Source organism: Polaromonas sp. (assembly GCF_030682935.1).
Lineage (GTDB): Bacteria > Pseudomonadota > Gammaproteobacteria > Burkholderiales > Burkholderiaceae_C > Polaromonas.
Map to the genome: position 1 here is coordinate 1 of NZ_JAUXNA010000287.1, position 10539 is coordinate 10539.

The following is a 10539-nucleotide window of genomic DNA, read 5'->3' on the forward strand; positions in this document are numbered from 1 at the left end:
ACAGCGGCAGCACCATGAAGGGCAAATACACATAGGTCATGCCCACCAGCATGGACACATCGGTGTACAGCATCTGGATCGGCTCAGCCGTCAATCCCAGAAACATCAGCGCCCGGTTCAGCACGCCCTGGTCGGCCAGAATGCCCTTCCAGGCATAGACGCGCAGCAGGAACGAGGTCCAGAACGGCAGCATCACCATCATCAAGAGCCCAGGTCGCAGGCTGGCGGGCGAGCGCGCAATGAAATAGGCAAACGGATAGCCGATGGCCAAACACAGCAGGGCCGTGCACAACGCGTACCAGAGGGAACGCAGGTAGGCTTCAATGTAGAGGGTTTGAAAAAGCGCGCCATCCTCCCCGCTTCTAAAAATAGACCCGTAGTTTTCGTACTTGAGCTTGAGCAGACCGGTCTGCGAATCCCAGATCGGCTTGAAGGGATTGATGTCGTTGCCCATATCGACAAAGCTGATGTAGAGCAGGATCAAAAAGGGCAGAAAGAAAAAGATGATCAGCCACACATAGGGCACGCCAATCACAAAGCGCTTGCCTGGTACAGGAAAGGTGGAGCTCGCCATGTCGTTCCTTGATCGGATTAAATCGGTTCAGTCGCGCAGCACAATGCCGGCGCGGTCGTCCCACCAGAAAAAGACCTTGTCTTCCCAGGTGATGTCACTGAGGTCCTGGTGCGACGTGTTGGCCTCCGTGATCCTGACGCGCGAGCCGTCGCTGGCAATCACGATGTAGGTGTTGTAGGAGCCGAAGTAAGCAATTTCCCTGACCTTGCCGGTGAAGACATTCCGCTCTGCCGCCGGCCGCTGCTTGCTGATCCCGATCTTCTCGGGGCGCACCGCAATCGCCAGCGGCATGTTCAGCATGCCGCTCACGCCATGCCCCACCTGGATTTCGCCAATGCCCGTGACAGCAGCACAGCGGTCGCGTTCGTCCACGCTGAGCCGGCCCTCAAACAGATTGACGTTGCCGATGAAGTCGGCCACAAAGCGGCTCGCGGGGTGCTCGTACACCTCCTCGGGTGTGCCGACCTGCAGCACCCGGCCCTTGCTCATCACCGCAATGCGGCTGGCCATGGTCATGGCTTCTTCCTGGTCGTGCGTCACCATCACGCAGGTCACGCCCACTTTCTCGATGATGTTGACCAGTTCGAACTGGGTCTGTTCGCGCAGTTTTTTATCCAGCGCCCCCAGCGGCTCGTCGAGTAGCAGAAGCCTGGGCCGTTTGGCCAGGCTGCGCGCCAGCGCGACCCGCTGTTGCTGGCCACCCGAGAGCTGGTGCGGTTTTCGCCTGGCGTAGGGAGCCATCTGAACCAGATCAAGCATCTCGCCGACGCGCTGCTGGATCTCGTTTTTGGGAAGGCCTTCGCGTTTGAGGCCAAACGCGACGTTTTCCCAGGTGTCCAGATGCGGAAACAAGGCATAAGACTGGAACATCATGTTGATGGGCCGGTCGTAAGGCGGCAAACTGGCCACGTCCTGACCGCCCAGCAGGATGCGGCCCGAACTCGGTTTTTCAAAACCCGCCAGCATGCGCAGCAAGGTTGACTTGCCACAGCCCGAGCTGCCCAGCAGGGCAAAAATCTCGCCCTTGCCCACCGACAGCGACACCTCGTCCACCGCCAGCGCTTCGTCAAAACGCTTGACCAGTCGCTCGGTGACCAGATAGCCCGCTTTTTCGTTCTTGTCTGCCATGTATCTATCACTCTCTGTTTTTATGCAGCATTGGAAACAAAAAGGGCTGCTCATACCCTTGCGTACAAGCAGCCCGGGGTTGCCTCTGCGAAAAAACTTACTTGCCCTTTTTGAAGCTGTTGTAGGCGTTGGCCATGGCTTCACGGGCTTCATTGGTAAAACTGCTCGGCGGAATCATCTTGCTGAAGTAATCGGCCTCCACAAAGATGGTCTTGTTGCCCGCGATTTCAGGCTTGATCTGCGCGATGGCGGCCTTGTTACCCGTGGGGTAGCTCATCTCATTGGCCATCGCTGCGGCGTTCTCGGCGCGCAGGTAAAAGTCGATGAAGGCATGGGCATTGTTCGGGTGCCTGGCATCCTTGGTCAGGGCCATGGTGTCAAAGAAGATCAGGGCGCCGGTGCTGGGCAGCAGGGCCTGGATGTCATCCTTGGAGCCGTTTTCCTTGGCCCGAGCAGCGGCAATGTTGATGTCGCCTGACCAGCCAATCGCCACACAGGCTTTGCCACCCGCCACATCGTCAATCATGGTCGCACTGAACAGGCGCACGTCCTTGCGCACCTTGGCCAGCATCTCGTTGGCCGCCTTGTAGTCGGCCGGGTCGTTCGAATAAGCGTCCTTGCCGATGTAGTGCAGTGCCACCGGCATGATCTCGGTGGGGGAATCCAGGTAGGCGATGCCGCAGGACTTGAGCTTGCTGGTGTACTGGGGGTTGAACACCAGGTCCCAGGCGTTGTCAGGCATCGGCATGCCGCCCAGCGCTTTTTCCACCCTGGTTTTGTTGATGCCTACGGTGGTAAAGCCCCAGGCCCACGGCACCAGGAACTTGTTATCGGGGTCGGCCTTGGTCAGGGTCTTCATGATCGCCGGGTCCAGGTTGGCCAGATTGGGAAGCTTGGACTTGTCCAGCGGCTGGAGCAATCCGCCTTCGATCTGGGGTTTGGCAAACACGGTCCCGGGCACCACGATGTCGTAGCCCGAATTGCCCGCCACCAGCTTGGCGTGCAGGGCTTCGTTGGTTTCAAAGGTGTCGTAATTGACCTTGATGCCCGTTTCCTTTTCAAACGCCGGGATCAGGCCCTCTGGAACGTAGTCGGGCCAGTTGTAGATGTTGAGCACCTTTTCCTCGGTGTTGACCGGGGCTGCCGGCGTGGCGGCCACGGGCGCGGGAACCACCGCTACAGGCGCTTCCTTTTTTCCGCAGGCCGCCAGCAAAACCGCCGACATGGCCACCGCCAGTACGAGCTTTTTCATATTGAAACCTTCCACAAAAACAGGTAAAAAAACCGATGAAACACAGAACAAAAACGCTCAGAAGCGCACCCCGTTGGCCAAGCAATATCCGGACCCGTTGTGGGCCCCCGGGCGCTGCAACCGCATTCTATTCAAACTGTCCGGCGGCGCGCAGTTCCGCCAGGGTGCCGTCGAGGCAGCGGCGTATCAGGGCCATCATTTCATCGATCTGTTCATGGGTCATGATCAGCGGCGGCGCAATGATCATGCGGTCGCCCACGGCGCGCATGACCAGGCCGTTTTTAAAGCAGAGGCTGCGGCAACGCATGCCGACCTCCAGATTCGGGTCAAACGCCGCCTTGGTCGCCTTGTTTTTCACCATCACCAGCCCGGCCATGAAACCGCAGCTTTCGGCCGCGCCCACCAGCGGATGCTCGTTCAGCTGGGTGAAAGCCCGGGCCAGGTAGGGACCGATGTCGCCACGTACCCGGCCCGGCAGGTTCTCGCGCTCCATCAGGTCCAGATTGGCCAGGGCCACGGCACAGGCCACCGGATGCCCACTGTAGGTGTAGCCATGGTTGAACTCTCCGCCTTGCTCAATCAGCACCTTGGCCACGCGGTCGCCCACCATCACGCCGCCCAGCGGTATGTAGCCGCTGGTGACCGCCTTGGCAAAAGTCACCAAATCGGGGCGATAGCCGAATTTTTCGTAGGCAAACCAGTGGCCCACCCGCCCAAATGCGCAAATCACCTCGTCGCTGATCAGCAAGATGCCGTATTTATCGACAATGCGCTGGATCTCGGGCCAGTAGCTGTCGGGCGGAATGATGACGCCGCCCGCGCCCTGCACCGGCTCGGCGATGAACGCAGCCACTTTGTGGGGGCCGATAGCGAGGATTTTTTCTTCCAGCCAGCGCGCGGCACGCACGCCGAACTCAGCCGAAGTCTCCCCCGGCTTGCCCAGTGCATAAAAATAGGGTTGCTCGATGTGCGTGATATTGGGAATGGGCAAGTCGCCCTGTGCGTGCATGGCGCTCATGCCGCTCAGGGACGCCCCGGCCATGGTGCTGCCGTGGTAGCCATTGTTGCGGCCAATGATGACCTTGCGTAGCGGCTGGCCCAGCAGGTCCCAGTAACGGCGCACCATGCGCACATTGGAGTCATTGCTCTCGGAGCCACTGCTCGAATAAAACACATGCTCAAAGGCGCGCCCGTCCACCTTGGGCGCCAGCGCTGCCAGGCGGGTGGCCAGCTGCACGGCCGGCACATTGGTGGTTTGAAAAAAGCTGTTGTAGTAGGGCAGCGTCATCATTTGCTGGTAAGCGGCGTCGGCCAGTTCCTTGCGCCCGTAGCCCACATTCACGCACCACAAACCGCTCATTGCATCGAGCATCTTCTGCCCTTCCGAGTCCCAGACGTAGATGCCCTCGCCCCGGATAATGACCCGCGAACCGCGCGCCGCCAGGTCCTTGAAGTCGGTAAACGGATGCAGAAAATGCTCGCGGTCCAGGGTCTGGATCAGCGCGGTATTGACGCTGTTACTTGCTGTGGTGTCAGCGGCAGTATTCATGGCTTGGTCCTCACTTCAGTGATCAGGTGCGGGGGCTGGCGTCACACATGCAGCAGCAGGTGTTCACGCTCCCAGGGTGATATGACTTTCATGAATTCGGCAAATTCGAGTTCCTTGATTTCGGAGTAGACCGTGACAAATTCGCGGCCCAGCACCTCATGCAGGTCGGATTCGCGCCGCAGCCAGTCAAGGGCCTCGCCCAGGCTGCGCGGCAGTGAATAGGGCGACAGGTAGGCGTCCCCCTTCATCTCGGCTTTGGGCTTGATCTTGTTCTTGATCCCGAGGTAGCCGCAGGCCAGCGTCATGGCCAGCGCCACGTAGGGGTTGGCGTCGGCGCCAATGACCCGGTTCTCGACGCGGCGCGCCTGCGGGGTGGCAATCGGCGAACGGATGCCCACCGTGCGGTTGTCGTGGCCCCACTCGATGTTGATGGGCGCTGCCGTGTCGCGCGACAGCCGCCGGTAGCTGTTCACATAGGGCGCGACCAGCGCCATGGCCGCCGGAATGTAGCGCTGCAAGCCCCCTATGTAGTGGAAAAAAGCCTCTGACTCGCTGCCATCTTCATTGCTGAAGATGTTCTGGCCGGTCTTGGTGTTCAGGATGCTCTGGTGCACATGCATGGCGCTGCCGGGCTCGCCGGCAATCGGCTTGGCCATGAAGGTCGCGTACATGTCGTGGCGCAGGGCCGATTCGCGCACGGTGCGCTTGAAAAAGAACACCTCGTCGGCCAGGCCCAGCGGATGCGCGTGAAAGAAATTGATCTCCATCTGCCCCGCCCCCACCTCGTGGATCAGGGTGTCGACGTTCAGTTCCATCTTCTCGCAGTAGTCGTAAATCTCTTCAAACAAAGGGTCGAACTCGTTCACCGCGTCAATGCTGTAGGCCTGCCGCGAGGTTTCGGCACGCCCGCTGCGGCCGATCGGCGGGCGCAGCAAGGTGTTGGGGTCGGTGTTGCGGGCGACCAGGTAGAACTCCAGCTCCGGCGCCACGATGGGCGACAGGCCCTCGGCTTCGTACAGCTCGCAGACCCGGCGCAACACGCTGCGGGGCGCAAAAGGCACGAGCTTGCCGCCCGGGTCAAAGCAGTCATGAATCACCTGCGCCGTGGGGTCAGAGGCCCACGGCACAATCCGCACCGTGGACGGGTCGGGCCGCAGGTGCATGTCCTTGTCGGTCGGGCTGATCACGTCGTAGTAAGGGCCGCTTTCGGGGAACTCGCCCGTCACCCCCATCGCCACCACCGCTTCGGGCAAGCGCATGCCGCGGTCTTCGGTGAACTTGCCGCGCGGCAGAATTTTGCCGCGCGCCACGCCGGTCAGGTCGGGGACCAGGCACTCGACTTCCGTGACCTTGCGTTCGTTCAACCAGTTCTCAAGATCGGTGAATGTGACAGCTTTACTAACGCCCATGGAACACTCCTGTTGTCGACGTTTGTCGGTTTTTCGAATCGGTGAATTCAGGTCACGAGCCGCCCCGCTGCGAGGCGCGCCGCCTGGCGGCGTTTGCACGCCTGGCCAAATGCGCCCAGGATGGCACTGTAAAAAGGGTTGTCCAGGCAACGCCATTCGGGGTGCCACTGGACCGCGTAGGCGAACGTCTGTGCGCCTTCAATTTCAAGCGCTTCAACCAGGCCGTCGGGCGCATGGCCCAGCGCGCGCAGGCCGGTGGCCAGCTGGGCAATGCCCTGCCCGTGCAGCGAGTTGACCCGGGCCGTGTCGCCGCCGGCCCATTGCGCAAACGCCGAACCGGGCACGAAGCGGACTTCATGCGCCGGCCCGTAAGCCTCATCCACGCTGACGCCCACGGGTGCGCGGTGATCGAGTTGCCCGGCGCGCGCATGCACGGTCTGCTCCAGCGAGCCACCCAGCGCCACGTTGATTTCCTGAAAACCGCGGCAGATCCCCAGCAAGGGCACGCCCGAGGCCACACAGGCCCGGACCAGCGCCAGCGTGAGCGCATCGCGCTGCGGGTCCAGCGGCAAAGAAGGGTCGGCCACATCCTGATCAAAGTGGGACGGGTGCACATTGGAGGGCGAGCCGGTCAGCAGGACGCCGTCCACCACGCGCAGCAGCGCCGGTATCTGCTCAGCCTCTGCCAGCGGAAAAAGGACCGGCTGCGCATTTGCGCCCAGTTTCACGGCGCGGGCGTATTTGTCACCCAGGACCAGAAACGGCGTCTGGTCGCCCTCCTCGCCCAGAAACCGGTGATCGGCAGGTAGCCAGACTAGGGCTTGAGACAATGTTTGTGCGCTGTTCAACATGGTTTTCCGGTGCATTTGCGATGGATTCACGCTTGTTGTAGTTTTGTCGACGAAAGCATCTTCATCATGCGGAGCGCTTGGTTCCAAATAGGTGCCATTTGGGGCAACCCGATGGTGCCACTTTTGCCGCCATCCCTCAAGCACCCGCAACACGCACACCCTCATGCCGAATACCTGATTTACGAAATAGCCCGCCTGCGCGCCGCCAGTTGTACGAGTCACTGCGGCGCGTCATGCTGGATGGGCATTTGCAGGCCGGCGAACGGCTCGCCTCCAGCCGTGACCTGGCGCAGGCCCTTAGCCTTGCTCGTACCTCGCTCCATAGGCCGCAAGTAGCGTGATGCCTCATTCCCGCCCCATCGCCAAGCCCGCCAGGCCCGCAACCAAGTGGTCAATCCACACGCGCAGTTTGGCCGGCAGAAAGCGATTCGGCGGGTAAAGCAGCCACGCCATGCCGGCGTAGTCGGTCGCGTGCTCCCAGTCATCCAGCACCGTCACCAGTTCCCCGGCGGCCAGGGCAGCACGGGCGGTGAATTCGGGCAGGCTGGCAATGCCCAGGTGATTCAAGGCCCCCTCCAGCCGCACTTCGCTGTGATTGGCCACGTAACGGCCGCGGACCTTCACCGTGACCTCGGCCCCCGCGCGGCGAAAACGCCAGTGGCGGTCACGCTCGTCTTCACCTAAATACAGGCAACTGTGCTGGGCCAGATCGCGCGGATGCAGCGGGCTGCCGTGCTCGGCCAGGTAGCGCGGACTGGCGCAGGTCAGGTGGGCAATTCGCATGAGCGGCCGCCCGGCCAAGCCCGGCGGCGGTGCATCGGTGATGCGGATGGCCAGGTCGATGGCCTCCTCGAACAGGTCCACCGTGCGGTCCGTGATGACCAACTGCACGTCGACCTCGGGGTATTGCGCAAGAAAGCGGGCCATCAGCGGATGCACCACCAGGCGACCGAATGCCTTGGGCATGCTGATGCGCACCAGGCCGCGCGGGGTGGCCGTGTTGGTGTCGCTGAGCGCCAGCACCTCACGCGCAGCGGCCACCATGGCCTGACAACGGGTGTAAGCCGCTGAGCCGGCCTCGGTCAAACGCAGCTTGCGGGTGGTGCGCTCCAGCAGCCGCACCCGCAACACGCCTTCCAGCCGCGCCACCTGGCGGCTGACGGCCGACGGCGTCACGCCAAGCTCGCGGGCCGCGCCCGAGAAGCTGCCGGCGTCGACCACGCGGGCAAACACGGCCATATCCGGCAGGTTGTCCAACGCGTTATTGATGCTCATCGCGCACAAGTTCTGTTCTTCATGAGCGGATTATCACGCTGGTCGATGCAATGAATACTGGGTCCTTCCTCACCATCACAAACCTTCGCCATGAACACGCTCACCCTGTCGCAGTCCAAAAACCTGCTGCGCCTGTCCGATGTTGCCCTGCTGCTGGTCGCCGTGGTCTGGGGCACCAGCTATGGCGTGGCCAAGGGCGCGCTGGCTTTCTACCCGGTGCTGGGCTTTTTGGCGGTGCGTTTTATCCTGACCTTTGTCCTGCTCTTGCCCGCCTTGCTGCGCGCAGGCGGGCCGCAAAGACGCGACGCCGTCCGCACCGGCCTGCCGCTGGGCGCGCTGATGCTCGGTATTTTTTTATGCGAAACCTTTGGCGTGGCACTGACCCAGGCCAGCAATGCCGCGCTGCTGATCAGCCTGTGCGTGGTGTTGACGCCCTTTGCCGAGTGGTGGCTGCTGGGCAGCCGACCCGCGCGGGCCATGTTTGTGTTTGCCGGCATCTCGGTGCTGGGCGCCGCCTTGCTCAGCGGCGGCATGGCGGGTGCGTTCGGCCCTGGCGATGGGCTGATGCTGGCGGCAGCCGTGCTGCGCGCCATCACCGTGTGCCAGACCAGCAAACTGACCCGCCACAGCACTGCACCCGCCCTGGCGCTGACGGCGGTGCAGGCCGGCGTGATCGGCTTTGGCAGTCTGCTGCTGGCCCTGTGCATGCCGGGCGGACTGCCGCCGCTGCCGCTGGAAAGCGCCTTCTGGCAGGCCAGCCTCTACCTGGTGCTGGGCTGCACCGTGTTTGCGTTCTTTGCGCAAAACTGGGCGCTCCAACACAGCTCACCCAGCCGGGTCGCATTGCTGACCAGCAGTGAACCGGTCTTTGGCGCCCTGTTTGCCGTGCTCTGGCTGGGCGAAGGGCTGAGCGCGGCCGGCTGGCTCGGCGGTGGACTCATCGTATTGGCCGCGCTGTGGACGACCGCCCGGCGTGCGTAGGTGATGTATCGATGGGCGAAACGTTGGCGGTCTGGAGCGGACAGTTGACTGCCAGTCGTTTTGTTCCTATACCGAATCAGCCTCTAGCCCATGGCCTGTGGGCATTAACAGCTATTTTTTTGATAGTGCGCGCATTGGGAGTGGCTTGCTCCGAGGTGTCTGGATGAGGTTCAAGCGGACTTGCATGAGATTAGCGCGTTGTTGCGGACTGACTGCAATGCAGCGAAACTTGCCTGTCACGTTCCGTCGATCCATGAGGGCTTACGCTGCAAAGCTGCCAGTCGATCCTGGTGCTCCTAAACGACAACTTGATCAGGGTCAATGTATAACAAGCAAGCTTCAACATCACACATGCCCGAACTTCAGGCGGCCAGATAGGTGAATATCGATGGTGACGGCGACATTCCGCTTCCATAATGAACTCAACGACTTCCTGTCGCCAAAGCGGCGCGAGGTTGAGTTCAGTGTGTCCTGCGCTCGCAATGCCACCACCAAGCACATGATCGAGGCCCTTGGCGTGCCGTACACTGAGGTCGAATTGATCACGGTGCAAGGCGAAGTGACAGGGTTTGACCGGCTTCTCCATGATGGAGATCGCGTGGTCGTCTACCCCCATTTCGGGTCGCCAGAAGCCACACCTCTGGTACACCTTCGCAAGTGGCCACTGTATGTGACGCGCTTCATTGCCGACGCCCATCTCGGCGGGCTCGCCCGCCTTCTGCGAATGGCAGGTTTCGATACGATTTACCGCAACAACTTGCGGGACCGCGATATTGCCGACATCGCCATCCGCGAGGGCCGCATCGTGCTGACGCGCGACCGTGACCTGCTCATGCTGCGCGACATCACCCACGGCTGTTACGTTCATGCGCTCAAGCCGGAACAGCAACTAGCCGAGATCATGACCCGGCTAAAAATTACAGACAGTGTCCATCCCTTCTCGCTATGCCTGGAATGCAACGCACCCTTACAGGCAATCGACAAGTCGCAGGTGCTCCAACGGTTGCCCCCCTTCGTTCAGGCGAGCCACGAACATTTCATGACCTGCTCGCTTTGTGGTCGAGTCTATTGGAAAGGTTCGCACTGGAAACGCATGCAGCGTTTGCTGGATGCTACGATTCGGCAAAGCGGCTAAATTGCTCTGACCGAAAGTCAAGTATTTTTCGTCGAGGCTCTGGGAAAGGGTTGCAATTGAAGGCTGGCTCTTTGCGATCCTAAGCAGATCTCAGTTTGAGCGGGCAGGAGGGCTAACAAAATTCCCGATCTTCTCAATAGTTTCAACTGATGCATCCCAAGGTTGGAAATCAACATCATCGTCAAATAATGAACGATTGATAGTGTGTCTTACGGTCAACCGAAACAGAAGACGCATGTCTAGCGGCGCATCAATATTGACTCGCCGTAGAACAACATTGACGTTGTCTGGATCACAGGAAATTTCCTTTGTTACCGCTTTACTGAAGTAGCGCGGGAGGTACCCGAGGAGAGCCTTTGGATCATCGCTTCTCAATGCAACTGCG

Annotated in this window: 10 protein-coding genes; 2 read left to right on the top strand and 8 right to left on the bottom strand. The window is 60.9% G+C overall.

Annotation, left to right across the window (positions count from 1 at the left end):
* The 7 genes from Q8K05_RS13235 to Q8K05_RS13265 form a co-directional block, all read right to left on the bottom strand.
* On the bottom strand, window positions 1-574 hold a 574-nt coding region (locus Q8K05_RS13235), incomplete at its 3' end, for an ABC transporter permease (protein ID WP_305247073.1).
* Between the two features lie 27 nt (window positions 575-601).
* Window positions 602-1702 (bottom strand): ABC transporter ATP-binding protein, encoded by a 1101-nt coding sequence (locus Q8K05_RS13240; RefSeq protein ID WP_305247074.1) that lies wholly within the window; start codon window positions 1700-1702, stop codon window positions 602-604.
* A 97-nt stretch (window positions 1703-1799) separates the two neighbouring features.
* A complete protein-coding gene (locus Q8K05_RS13245; protein WP_305247075.1) occupies window positions 1800-2954 on the bottom strand; it encodes an extracellular solute-binding protein in 1155 nt (384 codons plus the stop codon).
* A 127-nt stretch (window positions 2955-3081) separates the two neighbouring features.
* The gene (locus tag Q8K05_RS13250) at window positions 3082-4503 is read right to left on the bottom strand and encodes an aspartate aminotransferase family protein (RefSeq protein WP_305247076.1); all 1422 of its coding nucleotides are present in this window, start codon (window positions 4501-4503) and stop codon (window positions 3082-3084) included.
* Window positions 4504-4544: 41 nt separating this feature from the next.
* Window positions 4545-5912 (bottom strand): glutamine synthetase family protein, encoded by a 1368-nt coding sequence (locus Q8K05_RS13255; protein ID WP_305247077.1) that lies wholly within the window; start codon window positions 5910-5912, stop codon window positions 4545-4547.
* A gap of 47 nt (window positions 5913-5959) precedes the next feature.
* Window positions 5960-6742, bottom strand: coding sequence for a gamma-glutamyl-gamma-aminobutyrate hydrolase family protein (locus Q8K05_RS13260; RefSeq protein ID WP_305247078.1), 783 nt, complete (start codon window positions 6740-6742; stop codon window positions 5960-5962).
* Between the two features lie 366 nt (window positions 6743-7108).
* A complete protein-coding gene (locus tag Q8K05_RS13265) occupies window positions 7109-8038 on the bottom strand; it encodes a LysR family transcriptional regulator (RefSeq protein WP_305247079.1) in 930 nt (309 codons plus the stop codon).
* A 90-nt stretch (window positions 8039-8128) separates the two neighbouring features.
* Between Q8K05_RS13265 and Q8K05_RS13270 the strand changes: the two genes are divergently transcribed.
* Window positions 8129-9019, top strand: coding sequence for a DMT family transporter (locus Q8K05_RS13270; RefSeq protein WP_305247081.1), 891 nt, complete (start codon window positions 8129-8131; stop codon window positions 9017-9019).
* Window positions 9020-9407: 388 nt separating this feature from the next.
* Entirely contained in the window at window positions 9408-10154 is a 747-nt protein-coding gene (locus Q8K05_RS13275; protein WP_305247082.1) for a Mut7-C RNAse domain-containing protein, read from the top strand.
* A gap of 90 nt (window positions 10155-10244) precedes the next feature.
* Here the strand turns inward: Q8K05_RS13275 and Q8K05_RS13280 are convergent.
* On the bottom strand, window positions 10245-10539 hold a 295-nt coding region (locus Q8K05_RS13280; protein ID WP_305247083.1), incomplete at its 5' end, for a hypothetical protein.

What these genes read in the sequence shown, in the direction of transcription:
- Q8K05_RS13245 (WP_305247075.1), bottom strand. Translation starts at nt 2,954, where the DNA reads ATGAAAAAGCTCGTACTGGCGGTGGCCATGTCGGCGGTTTTGCTGGCG.
- Q8K05_RS13250 (WP_305247076.1), bottom strand. Translation starts at nt 4,503, where the DNA reads ATGAATACTGCCGCTGACACCACAGCAAGTAACAGCGTCAATACCGCG.
- Q8K05_RS13240 (WP_305247074.1), bottom strand. Translation starts at nt 1,702, where the DNA reads ATGGCAGACAAGAACGAAAAAGCGGGCTATCTGGTCACCGAGCGACTG.
- Q8K05_RS13265 (WP_305247079.1), bottom strand. Translation starts at nt 8,038, where the DNA reads ATGAGCATCAATAACGCGTTGGACAACCTGCCGGATATGGCCGTGTTT.
- Q8K05_RS13270 (WP_305247081.1), top strand. Translation starts at nt 8,129, where the DNA reads ATGAACACGCTCACCCTGTCGCAGTCCAAAAACCTGCTGCGCCTGTCC.
- Q8K05_RS13255 (WP_305247077.1), bottom strand. Translation starts at nt 5,912, where the DNA reads ATGGGCGTTAGTAAAGCTGTCACATTCACCGATCTTGAGAACTGGTTG.
- Q8K05_RS13275 (WP_305247082.1), top strand. Translation starts at nt 9,408, where the DNA reads ATGGTGACGGCGACATTCCGCTTCCATAATGAACTCAACGACTTCCTG.